The organism is Mesorhizobium sp. WSM3873 (assembly GCF_001672445.1).
In the GTDB taxonomy this organism is placed as follows: domain Bacteria; phylum Pseudomonadota; class Alphaproteobacteria; order Rhizobiales; family Rhizobiaceae; genus Mesorhizobium.
The window spans coordinates 174584-190694 of sequence record NZ_LYTM01000056.1 but is presented as its reverse complement, the minus strand read 5'-3'; the positions used below and the strand labels follow the sequence as shown (position 1 = coordinate 190694).

Genomic DNA, 16111 nt, shown 5'->3' with positions numbered 1-16111 from the left:
CTTGGCCGCGCGCCGCAAAGCCACGACGCAAATCTCGCGGCTGGCGCGTCGTGCCGGCGGCACGGCGGCTGCGAACCGCATGGTGCCGGAGGAGACGCCGGTCGCGTTCTCCTATGCCGGCACCACCCATGCGGTGATGATGGCGAGCCCGGCCGATTTCGAGGATTTCGCGCTCGGCTTCTCGCTCACCGAAGGCATCGTTGCCGACCCGGCAGAGATCGAGGCGATCGAAGTCGAGGATCTCGGCGCCGGCATCGACATCCAGATCAAGCTGAAGGACCGGGCCAACACGCGCTTCCAGGCGCGACGGCGCCGGCTTGCCGGGCCGGTCGGCTGCGGCCTGTGCGGCATCGAATCCATTGAGGAAGCGATGCGGTCGGTCGACGCGGTCGGTTCGTCGAAGCTTACGCTCGACGCCGAAGACGTCACGCGTTCGGTCAAGCTGCTGTCGAAGCAGCAGCCGCTGCACACCGAGACCGGGGCGGTGCATGCTGCCGGCTTCTACGTTCCCGGCAAAGGTATCGTGATGGCGCGCGAGGATGTCGGCCGCCACAATGCGTTGGACAAGCTCGCCGGCGCGCTGGCCAAAGCCGGCATCGACGGCGCGAGCGGCGCCGTCGTGGTCACCTCGCGCGTGTCGGTGGAGATGGTGCAGAAAACCGCCGCCATCGGTGCCCCGATCATCATGGCGGTTTCGGCGCCGACCGCGCTTGCCATCCGCACCGCCGAGTCCGCCGGGATGACGCTGGTGGCGCTGGTGCGCGGCGACGATTTCGATATTTTCACCCACCCCGACCGGGTGGCTTGCGGAGTTGCCAAGCATGTCGCATGACGAAGACCACATCGCCAGCACCAAGGAAAAGCTGGTGCGCATGGCCAATCAGATCGCCACCTTCTTCCATTCGAAGCCGCGCGAGGAAGGCATCGCCGGCGTTGCCGAGCACATCAACAAATTCTGGGAGCCCAGGATGCGGCGGCAGTTCTTCGAGCTGCTGGACGGCGACCCGGAAGATTTCGACGAGTTGGTGATCGCCGCCTCCGCCAAGATCAAGCGTCCGCTGACGGCGGAGCAAGCCGACAAGAGCCTCGGTTACAGCAAGCCTGCGGAGGCTGAGGGCGCCATTCCGCACAAGTAGGGCCTCGGGGCCGCATCGGCGCAAAGGTCTTATATTTCCGCTCTCTAAAGTTTCGCTGCCGCAAGCCGGCTGCCTCTGCTATGGTTGACGACAGGAGATCGTCTGGCCGGGCGGGGTAGTTGCGTGAGGCCGATCGAGACCAGATATGCCCGTAGCGGGGATGTGCGGATCGCCTATCAGGTGGTCGGCCAAGGCTCGTTCGATCTCGTCTTCGTCCCCGGCTTCATCTCCAATCTCGACCTACAATGGGAAGATGAGGGCTACAGCCGCCTGCTGAAGCGGCTTTCGACTTTCTCACGGCTGATTCTGTTCGACAAACGCGGCACCGGGCTTTCGGACCGAGTGGACAACCATCATCTGCCCGGCCTGGAAACCCGCATGGATGACGTGCGCGCGGTGATGGACGCCACCGGCAGCGGCCGCGCGGCGATCCTCGGCGCTTCGGAAGGCGCACCGATGGCGATGCTGTTTGCCGCGACCTATCCGGAGCGGACGCGGGCACTCGTGCTCTATGGCGGTTATGCGCATTTCCACAAATGGGTAATGCCGCCGGAGCGCCTGGAAGCCTTCATCGAGGTTGCCGAGACTTGCTGGGGCACCGGCGCGACCTTGCCCAATTTCGCGCCAGGCCGCGTGGATGACACGCATTTTGCCCGGTGGTGGGCACGGTTCGAACGGCTGTCGGCCGGCCCGACGGCCGCGGCAGCCCTTGCCCGCATGAATGCAGACATCGACGTGCGCGGCATTCTGTCCGCGATCAGCGCGCCGACGCTGCTGATCCATCGCCGCAATGACGCGCGCGTCGATCCGGAGGCCAGCCGCTTCCTTGCCAAGAAGATTCGCGGCGCCCGGCTTGTTGAGATACCCGGCCGCGACCATCCGATCTGGACCGGGGACGTCGACCGGGTGGCCGACCTGATCGAGGAGTGCCTGACCGGCCAGCCGGCGGTGGCCGACACCGAGCGGGTGCTTGCCGCGCTGCTGGTGACGCGCATCTTCGACACCGCCAAGCTCGGCGACCGCATGTGGAGCGAGCGCAGCCAGCGCTTCCAGGAAGCATGGCGGCTGCTGGTGGGCCGCCATGGTGGGCGGATTGCCGGCACGCATGGCGAATTGATGATCTCTCGTTTCGACGGGCCGGCGCGCGCCATACGCTGCGCAGCGGCGCTGCGCGATGCGGCGCAGCAGATTGGCGTGGCAAGTGGGCAAGGCGTGCATGTCGGCGAGATCGAAATGCGCGGCCAGCCGGTCGGCCTCACGGCGCGGGTGACCATGCAGCTCGCCACCCATGCCGGACCCGGCGACATCCTCGCTTCGCGGCTGGTCGCCGAACTGGCGATAGGCTCCGGCCTGCGTTTCATCGACGCCGGACGTGTCAGTCTCGACGAGCTGAGCGAGCCGCTGCCGGTGGTCCAGGCCACGTCTGAACAACATCTGGAACCGGCCTGCCGCCCCAGGCCCAGGGCCCTGCAGCCAGCTACACTGACGGCGCGGGAAAGCGAGGTGGTGAACCTGATTGCCGACGGCATGAGCAATGCGGCGATCGCCGCCGAGCTGAGGCTCAGCGAGCATACGGTCAAGCGGCACGTCGCCAACATATTGCTCAAGCTGGACCTGCCGTCGCGCGCTGCTGCGGCCGCCTTCTCGGCAAGGCACACTGGCCCGGACGGGCCATGAGTGCCATGGCGCTTTCGGGCGAAGCGAAAGGGGTGTCTCTAGGACTATGAATTCGTCCCATGCAGGCCAAGCGTCAGGTGGACTCGTCAAGAAGCAGACCGACGACCTGTTCGCAGCCGCCATGGCCAGTTCGCAGTGAGAAGTCCCTGCCCGGCAGCAATCGTCGGGCAGCGCTTCGGACATCTACCACCCAAGACGATGGGGACATGGAGGATGAAATGCTGACCAAGACAGTGGACGGCGCGGCGATCAAGAAAGCGATCGAGAGCCGTGACGGCAAGACGCTGGCGAGCTTCTACAATGACGATGCGCTGGTGCGGGTGATCGACCGCAACAACCCGCCGAGCAAGCCGCGCGAAATCCGCGGCCGCGCGGCGATCAGCACCTTCTGGGACGACATCTGCAGCCGGGCGATGACCCACAAGGTCGACGCCACGATCGCCGAGGGCGACAATCTCGCCTTCACCCAGGCCTGCGCCTATCCCGACGGCACCAAGGTGTTCTGCGCCGCGATGCTCGAATTGAAGAACGGCCGCATCGCGCGGCAGACTGTCGTGCAGGCCTGGGACGAGTAGCTCAAGAACGGATTCATCTGCAAGACAGGGAGGAGAACCAAGATGTTCAGCGCTAGATGGCAGATCGACGCCAAGTTCGGTCACAAGCAGACCGCGCTCGAGCTGATGCGGAAATGGGAGCGCGAGATCGGCTCGCAGGTTGGGCTCGCCGACCTGAAATTCCAGCTCATGACCGGTTCAGTCGGCGCACGCGAAGCGACGATCGAGACCCACCACCAGGTCGAGAGCCTGGCCCAGTTGGAGGAGTTCTTCGCCAAGATCGCCAAGATCGAGGCGCACGCCAAATGGGGCAAGGAGCTGGAGCCCTATGTGGTGTCGGGCACCAGCCTGTGGAACATCTACCGCATCGTCGAGTAGCGGCCTGCGTGGCCGACCTCGCCCGTTGTGGGAGAGATAGAGGGCTTACCCGTGCGCCACCATCACATGGCGGACGGCGGTGTAGTCCTCCAGCGCGTAGAGCGACATGTCCTTGCCGTAACCGGACTGCTTCAGGCCGCCATGCGGCATCTCGTTGGTGAGCATGAAGTGGGTGTTGATCCAGGTGCAGCCATATTGCAGCCGGGCCGCGGTCGTCATGGCGCGCGAGACGTCCCTGGTCCACACCGACGATGCGAGGCCGTAGTCACTGTCATTCGCCCAGTTCACCGCCTCGTCGACCTCCGAGAAGCGGGTGACCGAGACGACCGGGCCGAACACCTCGCGGCGCACGATCTCGTCTTCCTGCAACGCTCCGGCGACGACCGTCGGCTGGTAATAGAAGCCGGAGCCCTCGCCCGGCTTGCCGCCGGTGGTGATCTCGATGTGCTTCAATTCCGAGGCGCGCTCGACGAAGCTTGACACGCGGTCGCGCTGGCGGCGCGAGATCAGCGGCCCGATCTCGTTCTCGGTGTCGTCAGGCAGATTGTATTTGATGGTCGACGCCGCCGAGGAGAGATCGGCGACCAGCTTGTCGTAGATCTTCTTGCCGGCATAGATGCGGCAGGCGGCGGTGCAGTCCTGGCCGGCATTGTAGTAGCCGAAGGCGCGCAGACCGTTGACCACCGCGCCGAGATCGGCGTCGTCGAAAACGACGACCGGCGCCTTGCCGCCGAGCTCGAGATGCGTGCGCTTGACCGACTTGGCGGCCGCCTGCAGCACTTTCTTACCGGTGGCGACGTCGCCGGTGATCGAGATCATGTTGACCTTGGGATGATTGATCAGCGTGTTGCCGACGCTGTCGCCGCGGCCGAGGACGACATTGACGACGCCCTCGGGCAGGATCTCCGACAGGATCCTCGCCAGCTTCAGCGCCGTCAGCGGCGTCTGCTCCGATGGCTTGAAGACGACGGTGTTGCCGCCGCCGATCGCCGGCGCCAGCTTCCAGGCCATCATCATCAGCGGATAGTTCCAGGGCGCGATGGAGGCGACGATGCCGATCGGATCGCGCCGCACCATCGAGGTGTGGCCGGGCAGATACTCGCCCGCGACCTGGCCTGGCATCGAGCGCACCGCGCCGGCGAAGAAGCGGTAGCAATCGACGATCGCCGGGATCTCGTCATTGAGCACGGCGTTGATCGGCTTGCCGCAATTCAGCGCCTCGAGCGCGGCGAACTCATTCGCTTCGGCCTCGATGCGATCGGCGATCTTCAGCAGATAGCCCGAGCGCTGCGCCGGCGTGGTGCGCGACCAACCGACGAACGCTTGTTCGGCTGCCGCGACCGCCGCCTCGATCTGCGCCGGATTTGCTTCCGGCAGGTTGAGGATGGTCGCGCCGGTCTTCGGATTGAGGATCGGCTCCTCGATTTCGGTGCCCTTGTCGAATTTCGAGCCGATCAGCATCTGGGTGTCCATGGGGGGTTTCTCCCTTCGCAGTAGCGAGTAGCGAGTTGCGTGCAGCGAGTTGCGAATGGCGGGCAGGGTTCGCGATCGATTTTCCCTATTCGCTATTGGCTAATCCCTATTCGCTGTTTTCATTTGCCCGAGCCGGCGATCTGGTCGCCGTCGCGGGTCAGGTAATAGGCAAAGAGGATCGGCAGCAGCGTCACCAGCACGACGACCATGGCGACGACATTGGTGACCGGACGCTGCCGCGGTCTGATCAGCTCCTCCAGCATCCAGATCGGCACGGTCTGCTGCTGGCCGGCGGTGAAGGTGGTGACGATGACCTCGTCGAAGGACAGCGCAAAGGCCAACATGCCGCCGGCAAGCAGCGCGGTTGCAATGTTGGGCAGCACGACATGCCTAAACGTCTGAAAACCGTCGGCGCCGAGATCCATCGAGGCCTCGATCATCGAGCCTGAGGTGCGGCGAAAACGGGCGACGGCATTGTTGTAGACGACGACCACGCAGAAGGTGGCGTGGCCGAGCACGATCGTCCAGAACGAGAACGGGATGTCGGCGAGCGCAAAGGCCGAGCGCAGCGCGATGCCGGTGATGATGCCGGGCAGCGCGATCGGCAGGATGACGAGCAATGAAATCGCCTCGCGGCCGAAGAAGCGCGTCCGCGAAACCGCAGCGGCGCAGAGCGTGCCAAGAACCAGCGCGATCGCTGTCGAAATGGCAGCGACGCGGATCGACAGCGACAGCGCCTCCCAGACATCCGGCCTGTTCCAGGTGACGGCGAACCATTGCGTGGTCAAACCCGGTGGCGGCCATACAAAACTCTTCTCTTCAGTGGTGAATGCATAGACGAAGATCAAGAGGATCGGCAGGTGCAGGAAGAGCAGGCCGCAGGCGGCGGCGATCTTCAGCCCGAGCGGAGCGGATTGGCCGCGATCAGAGCGCATCGAAAGCTCCCAGGCGCTTGGCGCCCCACAGATAGAAGCCCATGATGACGATGGGCACCACGGTGAAGGCGGCGGCTAAAGGAATGTTGCCGGCGGTGCCTTGCTGCGAATAGACGGCCTGGCCGATGAACAGGCGCGAGGTGCCGATGATCTGCGGGATGATGTAGTCGCCCAATGTCAGCGAGAAGGTGAAGATCGAGCCGGCGACGATGCCCGGCAGCGCCAGCGGGAAGAGCACGTTGCGGAAGGTCTGGCCGGGCGAGGCGCCGAGATCGGACGAGGCCTCGACGAGGTTGCCGGGGACGCGTTCCAGCGCCGCCTGCACAGGCAGGATCATGAACGGCAGCCAGACATAGACGAAGACGATGAAGGTGCCGGTGAAGGAGACCGACAGCGAGTTGCCGCCGACGATCGGCAACGACAGCCAGGCCTCGAGCAGCCACAGCAGGCCGAGCTTGCCTAACAGCCAAGTGAGAATGCCTTCCTTGGCGAGGATCAGTTTCCAGGCGTAGATCTTGACCAGATAGCTCGACCAGAGCGGCAGCATGACGCCGAGATAGAACAGCGCCTTCCAGCGGCCGCGCGCATAGCGCGCCGCGTAATAGGCGATGGGGAAGGCGATGACCGCGGAGGCGAGCGTCACGAGCGCCGCCATCGTCACCGTGCGCAGGATGATGTCGAGATTGGCGGCCTGGAACAGGTCGCCATAGGTCTTCAGCGTGAACTCGCGGTTGATCAGGCCGGAGAACTCGTCGATCGAGAAAAAGCTCTGCAAAAGCAGCGCGAAAAGCGAGCCTATATAGACGATGCCCAGCCACAGAAGCGGCGGCAGCAGCATGAGCAGCAAGAGAAGTATCGGCCGGCGCCAGAAGAGGTCGGAGAGCGCCCCGCGCATGCCGCCGTTGCCGGGCAGGATGGCGGGCACGGGCTTGGATTGAACAGCGGCGATTGTCATCGCGCCGCACCGACGATCAGATCAACGGCGGCAAGGCCGAGATCCTTCACACCCCCCTCTGGCCTGCCGGCCATCTCCCCCGCAAGGAGGGAGATCAGCAGCTCGTCTGCCCCGCCAGTTCTGCAACGTCGAAAATTGGCGAAGCGAGCGGCGACAGCCAATCTCCCCGCTTGCGCGGGAGATATCCGGCAGGACAGAGGGCGGTGCTTTGCACAAACCGCAATCATGCCGACTCGTCCATCAGATGCAGGTGCTCGCGGTTGAAGGTGAGCATCACCGCCTCGCCTTCGGCAGGGAGCGCGGTCCCCGCCGGCACCATGGCATGCAGCCTCAGCCCATCGGCATCCAGCGCCAGCCTTGTGGTGGCGCCGAGATAGTTGGTCCCGACCAGACGCGCGGCAACGCCATCGCCGCTCGTCGCGCCCGATACGCGGATGGATTCAGGCCTGAGGCTGCCCCAGCGATGCTGGCCGGAATAGCGCTGCACGAAATCCGGCGGCAGCACGTTGGACGAGCCGACGAAATCGGCGACGAAGCGTGTCCTCGGCCGCTGGTAAATGTCCTCAGGCGTGCCGACTTGCATGATTCTGCCGTCGTTGAAGACGGCAACACGGTCGGCCATGGAAAGCGCTTCGCCCTGGTCGTGAGTGACGAAGACGAAGGTGATGCCGAGCACCTTCTGCAGCGACTTCAGTTCCTCCTGCATGTTCTCGCGCAGCTTGAGGTCGAGCGCGCCGAGCGGCTCGTCGAGCAGCAGCACCTTGGGCTGGTTGACGAGGGCCCGGGCAAGCGCGACGCGCTGGCGTTGGCCGCCGGAGAGCTGGCCGGGGCGCCGGGCCCCATAGCCCGGCAGGCGCACCAGCGAGAGCGCCTCTTCCGCCGCCTTCAGCCGTTCGACCCTGCCGACGCCCTTGACCATCAGCCCGTAAGCGACGTTGTCGAGCACGTTCAGATGCGGGAACAGCGCGTAGTCCTGGAAAACGGTGTTGACGTTGCGGCGATAGGGCGGAACGCCTTCGGCCCGCTCGCCGAAGATGGAGATCGAGCCGGCCGTCGGCTGCTCGAAGCCGGCGATCAGCCTGAGGCAGGTCGTCTTGCCGGAACCGGACGGCCCGAGCATGGCGAAGAACTCGCCCGGCGCGATGTCGAGATCGACCGCATCGACGGCGCGCACGCTGCCGAAATGGCGCGAGACTTGTTTGAAGGAAACGGCGGAGGTCATGATCTGTCCTGAAGGTTCAGGCTCTCAAATTCGGGCGTCTGTGCTGCCCCTCGTCCGCCTGCCGGCACCTTCTCCGCGTGAAAGACGGGGGACAAGGGACAAACTCCAGCGCTGGCGACCCCTCTCCCCGTTCTTCACGGGGAGAGGGTAAGGGTGAGGGGCAGCGCCAACTTCTAAAAGCCAGGCGAACTCACCGCCCGCCGATGACGCCGATATAGTCCGACACCCAGCGGTAATAGGGCACGCATTTGTCATTCTGGCTGGCGCATTTCGATATCGGCGTCTTCCAGAACTTGATCTTCTCGAAATTGTCGTAACCGTTGGTCTTGCAGCCCTCGTCGCCAAGCAGTTCATTGCCCTTACAGGCGGCGGGCACGACCGGCAGCGAGCCGAACCAGGACGACACATCGCCCTGGACCTTGGGCGAGAGCGAGTGCTCGAGCCACATATAGGCGCAGTTCGGATGGGCGGCGTCGGCTTCCATCATGGTGGTGTCGGCCCAGCCGGTGACGCCCTCCTCCGGCACGGTCGAGGCGACCGGCTTCTTGGCGGCGACCAGCGTGTTCACCTGATACGGCCACGAGCCGGAGGCGACGACGCCTTCGTTCTGGAAATCGTCGACCTGAATCGCGGCGTCATGCCAGTAGCGGCCGACCAGGGTGCGCTGGGTGCGCAGCAGATCGAGCGCCGCCTTGTACTGGTCTTCGCTGAGCTCGTACGGATCCTTGATGCCCAGTTCCGGCTTGTGGAACATCAGGTAGTTGGCGGCATCGGCAATATGGATCGGGCCGTCATAGGCCTGGACACGACCCTTGTTCGACTTGCCATCGGGCAGCTTCATCTCCTCGAAAACGACGTTCCAGCTCTTGGGCGCCTCCTTGAACACGGTGGTGTTGTACATCAAGATGTTCGGGCCCCACTGGTAGGGCACGCCGTAATGCACCTTGTCGACGGTGAACCAGGGCGCGTCCTTGAGACGGTCGTCGACCGTCTTCCAGCTCTTGATGAGGTCGGTGTTGATCGGCTGCACGCGCTTGCCGGCGACGAGGCGCAGAGAAGCATCACCAGAAGCCGTCACCAGGTCGAAGCCGCCCTCGTTCATCAGCGAGACCATCTCGTCCGACGTATTGGCGGTCTTGACGTTGACCTTGCAGCCGGTCTCCTTCTCGAAGGCGGTCACCCAGTCGTAGTTCTTGTCGGTCTCGCCCCGCTCGATATAGCCCGGCCAGGCGACGATATTCAGCTCGCCCTCGCCCTTGCCGACTTCCTTGACGTGGGCGATCGCCTGACCCGAGAAGGTCAGCGCAACCGTCAACGCCGTGCATGACTTCAGGAATGCATTCATCATCGATCTCCCATTTTGGCCCATGACCCCGAAACCGATCCGGTTTTCAACAAGGATCACGCGCAAACCTGAACGCCAGAGTTCCCATCACCCCGGCAGCCGCGCTCACGAGCGGCTTTGTTGCCTGAGCGAAAAGTGCTGTGAAAATTCCGGTTTCGCAAATCCATTTATCAGAAACCCGATATCGGATTTTCCGATACTCTTTCCGACGCCATTCCGGACGGAAGGTTGCGACGAAGTCGCCGAGCCCAACCGTTCACACTTTGCTGGAATCGCTCTGATCAGAGCCGCTGCCGGACCATGCGCTGCGACTGGGCAAGTCCGATAAAGTCGCGGGCGGCCTGCGGCAGGCTGGAACCGCGGCGCCAAACCATGCCGACCTGGACGACCGGAAGCGAGCCGGAGATATCGCGGGATTCGATGCGGTCGCCTTCCAGCGACCAGGGACGATAGACGAGATCGGGCAGCAGCGCCACGCCGGCGCCGGTGGCGACGAGGCTGCGCACGGCCTCGACGGAGCGGGTGCGGAAGGCGACATGCGGTCTCGCACCGAGCGCCGACAGCAGCTTGCCGGTGTTCTCCTCGATCTCGTCGACGGTCAGCATGATCAGCGGTTCGGAAGCGATGTCGCCGATCGAGATAATGTCGGCGCTGGCGAGCTTGTGGCTGAGCGGCAGCCAGAGCCGATAGGCCGAGACTTCGAGGATTTCCGACTGCAGCGCGGTGCGATCGCGCAAATTCGACGTGACCATGACGGCGATGTCGAGCTTGCCGCCGACCAGCAGATGCTCGAGATAGTCGCCATTGTCCTCGATCGCCGAGACTTCGACGCTTGGATACGCGCGGCGGTAGCGAGCCAGCAGATCGGAGAGCACGTAGCCGGCAACAAGCGAGGTGACCCCGAGCTGCAGCCGCCCGCCCGCGGTGAGTTGATCGCCGAGGAAAGCGCGGCGCGCATCGGAAACGTCGGCCAGGATTTTCGTCGCGTGGCGCAGGAACTGGTGCCCCTTATGGGTGATGTTGAGGCCGCGCGGGTGGCGGTCGAACAACTCGACTCCGAGATCGCTCTCCAGCTCCTTGATCGCCTCGGTGACCGAGGATTGCGAGATGGAGAGGTTCTGCGCGGCGCCCGAGACCGTGCCCTGCTCGGCGACGGCGACGAAGAACTGGAGCTGGCGGATGGTGAAGGCCATGCCCGACTAAACACCGGCGCGGCCGGGAAGGAAAGCCGTTGGCGCATCCGGCGCTAGGCCATCGCAATGCTGAGACGCGCGCCGGCCTGGCTGAGAGCGGCGGCGATGTCGCGCGGCGGCGGCTGGTCGGTGGCAAGCTCGGAGAAACCGTCGAAGCCGCAGACCTGAACCAGGCCCTGCCGGCCGAACTTGGTATGGTCGGTGACGACCAGCGAGCGTTGCCCGCGCGACAACACCATGCGGGCGAATTCCGCCTCCTCCAGCTCGTAGTCGGTCAGGCCGGCGACGGCGTCGACCGCGCCGATGGAGATCACCGCGTGGCTGACCGAGAAGCGGCTTACGAATTCGATCGCCGCGACGCCGAGGGCAGCGCCTGAATCGCTGCGCAGCTCGCCGCCGGCCATATAGACCTTGTTGCCGTTCACCGTCGCCAGCGTACGGGCGATGTCGGACGAATTGGTGACCACCGTCAGGCGGCGATGGCCGAGCAGTTCGCGCGCCAGGAAGGACGTGGTGGTGCCGGTGTCGAGCATGATCGACTCGCCGTCGCGGATGGTGGCCGCGACCATGCGGGCAATCAGACGCTTTGCCTCGGCATTCTCGCGCATGCGGCGCTCGAACGGCGCCTCGCCTGTCATCGAGCGCAGGCTGACGGCGCCATGCATCTTGAGCAATGCCCCGTCATCGGTCAGCGGTTTCACGTCGCGCCTGACCGTCTCCAGCGACACGCCCAGGCGCTCGGCCAGGCTGGCGATGGTGATCGTGCCCTCCTCACCGAGGAGCCGCAGGATCTCGCCGTGCCGTTTCGAGTGGATCATGTGGATGTCCGGGATTTTGACCGATTCTACGGCATTCCTAACGCTTTTAAAGGAATTGCTCATATTTTCGGGCAAAACACCCAAAAAAGGTCACAGCTTTTTATTGACAGCAACATCACGCTGGCGTGAGATTGTTGTCGTGACAGGCTCGGAACTGCCACAGGAGGGTGATGGCAGAGCCGCAATCGACTGACCAGATTTTCTGGAACGTGCCTGGCGCGAGCTTTTTTCGAATCCGCGGGGGCGGATGCCGGGATCCTAAGCCTGGCCAAGGGGCTCGTCGGTGTGGTGAGGGATATCAATCCCGGCATCCCGCACCGACGAGGCCTTTCTTTTTTCTCTCATCGCTTTGTGAGAGACCGGCGCTTTGTCGAAAGCCGGCCGAAGCAGGACCGAACCCGTGAGCGCCGCCGCAACCACCGAAGACCGCATCCGCGCCCTGCCCTGCTGGAGCGGCGGCATCGAGATCGAGCCGCTGCCCGGCGGCCTCAGCAACGCCAACTATGTCGTTACCGACGCCGCCGGCCGGCACGTGGTGCGCTTCGGCCAGGACTTCCCGTTCCACCATGTCTTTCGCGAGCGCGAGGTGATGACGGCGCGGGCGGCGCATGCGGCCGGTTTCGCGCCAGCCGTCCACTACGCCGAGCCCGGAATTCTGGTGACCCAGTTTCTCGGCGCCAGGACCTTCCTCGCCGAGGATGTACGCGCCGATCTCGGCCGCGTGGCGGCGCTGCTGCGGCGCTTTCACCGCGAGATGCCGAACCACGTCTCCGGCGCCGGTTTCATGTTCTGGGTCTTTCATGTCATCCGCGACTATGCGCGCACGCTCGAGGAAGGTGGCAGCCGCAAGAAGGACGAGCTGCCGCGCTATCGCGCTTTAGCCGACGAGCTCGAACGGGCGCAGAAGCTTTTGCCGATCGTCTTCGGCCACAATGATCTTTTGCCGGCCAACATCCTCGACGACGGCAAGCGGCTGTGGCTGATCGATTTCGAATATGCCGGCTTCAACACGGCCATGTTCGATCTGGCCGGCGCCGCCTCGAATGCGGGCATGAGCGACGAGGAATCCTTCGCCTTCCTGACCGCCTATTTCATGAAGGAGCCGGACAGCGAGATCCGCCGCTCGCACGCGGCCATGCAATGCGCCTCGCTGCTGCGCGAAGCAATGTGGAGCATGGTTTCCGAGCTCTATCTCGACGCGCCCGGCATCGACTACGTCGCCTATACCGAAGAAAACCTGGTGCGGCTCGACGCTGCACTGGAAAACTACCGGACGAGATACGGGACAAGATCATGACTTTGCCCAGCCATGCCGACATCGTGGTCATCGGCGGCGGCATCATCGGCTGCTCGACCGCGTATCATTTGGCGCGCGACCACAAGGCCGACGTGGTGCTGCTGGAGCAAGGCAAGCTGACCTCGGGCTCGACCTGGCACGCGGCCGGACTGGTCGGGCAGCTGCGCTCGTCGGCCTCGATAACCCGCGTGCTCAAATATTCCGTCGAGCTCTATAAGGGGCTCGAGGCCGAGACGGGACTGGCGACCGGCTGGAAAATGACCGGGTGCCTCAGGCTCGCCACCAACGCCGACCGCTGGACCGAGTTCAAGCGATTGGCGACGACGGCAAGAAGCTTCGGCATGGACATGCAGCTGCTGTCGCCCGCCGAGGTGAAGCGCACGTGGCCGCTGATGGAAACCGGCGACCTCGTCGGCGCCTCCTGGCTGCCGACCGACGGCCAGGCCAACCCCTCCGACATCACCCAATCGCTCGCCAAGGGCGCGCGCATGCATGGCGCCAAACTGTTCGAGGACGCGCGCGTCACCGGATTAGAGATGACGGACGGACGCATCACCGCGGTGAAGACCGAAAAGGGCGATATTGCCTGCGACAAGGTGGTGAACTGCGCCGGGCAATGGGCGAGGCAGGTCGGCGCGATGGCCGGCATCAACGTGCCGCTGCAGCCGGTCAAGCACCAGTACATCATCACCGAGAAGATCGAGGGGCTGGCCAACGACGCGCCGACAATCCGCGACCCCGACCGCCGCACCTATTTCAAGGAAGAGGTCGGCGGGCTAGTGATGGGCGGCTATGAGCCGAACCCGCAGGCCTGGACGACTGAGCTCCCAGGGGGCGACGTGCCCAACGACTGGGCGTTCCGCCTGTTCGATGACGATTACGACCACTTCGAGCAGCATATGGCCCAGGCGATCGAGCGGGTGCCGGCGCTGGCCAATGTCGGCGTCAAGCAAATGATCAACGGGCCGGAGAGCTTTACCCCGGACGGCAATTTCATCCTTGGTGTCGCGCCCGAATGCGCCAACATGTTCGTCGGCGCCGGCTTCAACGCCTTCGGCATCGCGTCCGGCGGCGGCGCCGGCTGGGTGCTGGCGCAATGGGTGGTCGACGGCGAGGCGCCGCTCGACCTTTGGGTGGTCGACATCAGGCGGTTCTCCGGTCTGCACCACGACCGCGGCTGGGTCCGCGACCGCACGCTGGAAGCCTATGGCAAGCACTACACGATCGGTTTTCCGCACGAAGAGTATCTGTCCGGCCGGCCGCGCATCGTTTCGCCGCTTTACGAGCGGTTGAAAACCCACCGTGCCGTGTTCGGCTCCAAGCTCGGCTGGGAGCGGCCGAACTGGTTCGCGCCCGATGGCATCAAGCCGGAAGACGTCTATTCGATGGGGCGGCAGAACTGGTTTACCCCGGTCGGCGACGAGCACCGCCATGTGCGCGACAAAGTCGGCATCTTCGACCAATCCTCCTTTGCCAAATATGAGATGACCGGTGCCGATGCGCTGAAGGCGCTCGACTGGATCTGCGCCAACGACATCAACAAGCCGGTCGGCCGGCTGACCTATACGCAGCTTCTCAACACGCGCGGCGGCATCGAAGCAGACCTCACGGTGGCACGGCTCGGCGAGGACAGGTTCTACATCGTCACCGGCACCGGTTTCCGCACGCATGATTTTTCGTGGATCGGCGACCATCTCGGCCAGGAACTCGACGCGGCGCTCAAAGACGTGACCGAGGATTTCGGCACGCTGTCGCTGATGGGGCCACGTGCCCGCGACGTGCTGTCGGCGGTAACGGGTGCGGATGTCTCCAACGCCGCCTTCGCCTTCGGCCACGCGCGCGAGATTGACATCGCCGGCCACACCGTGCGGGCGCTGCGGGTGACCTATGTCGGCGAGCTCGGCTGGGAGTTGCATGTGCCGATCGCCGCGACGGGCGAGATTTTTGATGCCCTCATGGCAGCCGGGAAACAGCATGGCATCCGCCCGGTCGGCTACCGGGCGCTGGAATCGCTGCGGCTGGAAAAGGGCTATCGCGCCTGGGGGTCGGACATCACGCCGAACGACACGCCGCAGGAAGCGGGCCTCGGCTGGGCGGTGAAGCTCAGGAAGAACAACGACTTCATCGGGCGGCGGGCGCTGGAGAAGGCGGCCGGCCAGCCGCTGACAAAACGTTTTGCCGGCTTCACGGTCGATGATCCGGACGTCGTCCTGGCCGGACGCGAGACGATCCTGCGCAACGGCCAACCGGTCGGCTATCTTACCAGCGGAGGCTATGGCTATGCGGTGGAGAAGAACATCGGCTATGGTTATGTGCGCAACGCCGATGGCGTCAGCGACGACTTCCTCGCCTCCGGCGCCTATGAACTGGTGGTGGCGATGGAGCGCATGCCGGCAAAGATCCATCTCGAGCCGATGTACGATCCGGCCGGAGAGAAGATAAAGGCTTAAGCAGGAAAGCGGTCAACCGACGCGCAGCACGAGACCCCTGCTTGGCACCGCATCGGCCTCGCCGGGCATCGAGGCGTAAGGCCGTGTCTCTTCAAGCCGGGTTATGACGCCCTCCGCTTCGAGCGCGGCGATGCGATCGGCAAAGCCGGCCTGCCAGAGCGTGTTCTTGATCGTCAGCACGATGATGCCGCCTGGACGGCAGATGCGGATCAGTTCGTCCAGCCCCTCGACGCCGGCATGGCCGGAGGTGAAGACGCCGGCCGAGACGATGCCGGCATAGGCGCCGTCCGCGAAAGGCAAGGCGCCGCCCAGCGCCAGACGATGCAGCGCCGTGTAGACGCCCTTGGCGCCGGCCTTGTCCAGCATGCCTTGCGAGATGTCGAGCGCCTCGACACGTGGATAGCCGGTGATGGCGAGCCATTCGCCGATCAGCCCGGTGCCGGCGCCGGCGTCGAGCACAGGTTCCGCGCCGCGCGGCAGATGGCGGGCCAGCAGGGCCAGGCAGATGGTCGGATGGCGATAGCCGGCCGCCGACATATCGGCGTCGTAAGTTTCGGCCCAGCTATCGTAGATTGCGGCCACTTCGTCCGGCCGTGTTGCGGCATAGGCCGCGCTTAGCGCGCTGCTGTGCTTGCCGTCCACCATTGCCGCTCCCGCCGCCGATTCGTGTCCGCCATG

Annotated in this window: 16 protein-coding genes; 8 read left to right on the top strand and 8 right to left on the bottom strand. The window is 64.5% G+C overall.

The features are described 5' to 3' along the window. The first annotated feature begins 1 nt into the window (after window position 1). The 5 genes from fdhD (at window position 2) to A9K71_RS28200 (ending at window position 3745) form a co-directional block, all read left to right on the top strand. Window positions 2-832, top strand: a complete 831-nt coding sequence (gene fdhD / locus A9K71_RS28220) for a formate dehydrogenase accessory sulfurtransferase FdhD (RefSeq protein ID WP_067003611.1) — start codon at window positions 2-4, stop codon at window positions 830-832. Further along, on the top strand, window positions 822-1136 hold the full coding sequence (locus A9K71_RS28215) for a formate dehydrogenase subunit delta (RefSeq protein WP_067003609.1): 315 nt from the start codon (window positions 822-824) through the stop codon (window positions 1134-1136). The genes fdhD and A9K71_RS28215 overlap by 11 nt, the downstream gene beginning before the upstream one ends. 123 nt (window positions 1137-1259) lie before the next feature. Continuing rightward, entirely contained in the window at window positions 1260-2813 is a 1554-nt protein-coding gene (locus A9K71_RS28210; RefSeq protein WP_067003607.1) for an alpha/beta fold hydrolase, read from the top strand. Window positions 2814-3031: 218 nt separating this feature from the next. Beyond that, complete coding sequence (locus A9K71_RS28205) at window positions 3032-3388, top strand: nuclear transport factor 2 family protein (RefSeq protein ID WP_067003749.1); 357 nt, start codon at window positions 3032-3034, stop codon at window positions 3386-3388. Between the two features lie 42 nt (window positions 3389-3430). Continuing rightward, a complete protein-coding gene (locus A9K71_RS28200) occupies window positions 3431-3745 on the top strand; it encodes a hypothetical protein (protein WP_067003605.1) in 315 nt (104 codons plus the stop codon). Between the two features lie 45 nt (window positions 3746-3790). On the opposite strand, the gene A9K71_RS28195 is transcribed toward A9K71_RS28200, so the two are convergent. The 7 genes from A9K71_RS28195 to A9K71_RS28160 form a co-directional block, all read right to left on the bottom strand. Next, window positions 3791-5218 carry a gamma-aminobutyraldehyde dehydrogenase gene (locus tag A9K71_RS28195; RefSeq protein ID WP_067003603.1) on the bottom strand — a complete coding sequence of 476 codons (1428 nt, stop codon included), beginning with the start codon at window positions 5216-5218 and terminating at the stop codon, window positions 3791-3793. 119 nt (window positions 5219-5337) lie between these two features. Next, entirely contained in the window at window positions 5338-6153 is an 816-nt protein-coding gene (locus A9K71_RS28190; RefSeq protein ID WP_067003601.1) for an ABC transporter permease, read from the bottom strand. Further along, window positions 6143-7048, bottom strand: coding sequence for an ABC transporter permease (locus tag A9K71_RS28185; RefSeq protein WP_197504285.1), 906 nt, complete (start codon window positions 7046-7048; stop codon window positions 6143-6145). The genes A9K71_RS28190 and A9K71_RS28185 overlap by 11 nt, the downstream gene beginning before the upstream one ends. A 283-nt stretch (window positions 7049-7331) precedes the next feature. Continuing rightward, window positions 7332-8330 (bottom strand): ABC transporter ATP-binding protein, encoded by a 999-nt coding sequence (locus A9K71_RS28175; protein WP_067003595.1) that lies wholly within the window; start codon window positions 8328-8330, stop codon window positions 7332-7334. Between the two features lie 190 nt (window positions 8331-8520). Next, window positions 8521-9675, bottom strand: a complete 1155-nt coding sequence (locus A9K71_RS28170) for an ABC transporter substrate-binding protein (protein ID WP_067003747.1) — start codon at window positions 9673-9675, stop codon at window positions 8521-8523. A 281-nt stretch (window positions 9676-9956) separates the two neighbouring features. Then, window positions 9957-10868 (bottom strand): LysR substrate-binding domain-containing protein, encoded by a 912-nt coding sequence (locus A9K71_RS28165; RefSeq protein WP_067003593.1) that lies wholly within the window; start codon window positions 10866-10868, stop codon window positions 9957-9959. Window positions 10869-10921: 53 nt separating this feature from the next. Then, window positions 10922-11686 (bottom strand): DeoR/GlpR family DNA-binding transcription regulator, encoded by a 765-nt coding sequence (locus A9K71_RS28160; protein WP_067003591.1) that lies wholly within the window; start codon window positions 11684-11686, stop codon window positions 10922-10924. Between the two features lie 4 nt (window positions 11687-11690). On the opposite strand from A9K71_RS28160, the gene A9K71_RS31825 reads away from it, so the two are divergent. The 3 genes from A9K71_RS31825 (at window position 11691) to A9K71_RS28150 (ending at window position 15433) form a co-directional block, all read left to right on the top strand. Next, a complete protein-coding gene (locus A9K71_RS31825) occupies window positions 11691-11879 on the top strand; it encodes a hypothetical protein (RefSeq protein WP_127214944.1) in 189 nt (62 codons plus the stop codon). 207 nt (window positions 11880-12086) lie between these two features. Continuing rightward, window positions 12087-12983, top strand: coding sequence for a phosphotransferase family protein (locus A9K71_RS28155; protein ID WP_067003745.1), 897 nt, complete (start codon window positions 12087-12089; stop codon window positions 12981-12983). After that, window positions 12980-15433, top strand: a complete 2454-nt coding sequence (locus A9K71_RS28150; RefSeq protein WP_067003589.1) for an FAD-dependent oxidoreductase — start codon at window positions 12980-12982, stop codon at window positions 15431-15433. Before A9K71_RS28155 ends, A9K71_RS28150 begins: the two co-directional genes overlap by 4 nt. A 12-nt stretch (window positions 15434-15445) precedes the next feature. Here A9K71_RS28150 and A9K71_RS28145 read toward each other — a convergent pair whose 3' ends face one another. Beyond that, the gene (locus tag A9K71_RS28145) at window positions 15446-16078 is read right to left on the bottom strand and encodes a class I SAM-dependent methyltransferase (RefSeq protein WP_067003587.1); all 633 of its coding nucleotides are present in this window, start codon (window positions 16076-16078) and stop codon (window positions 15446-15448) included. Between the last annotated feature and the right edge of the window lie 33 nt (window positions 16079-16111).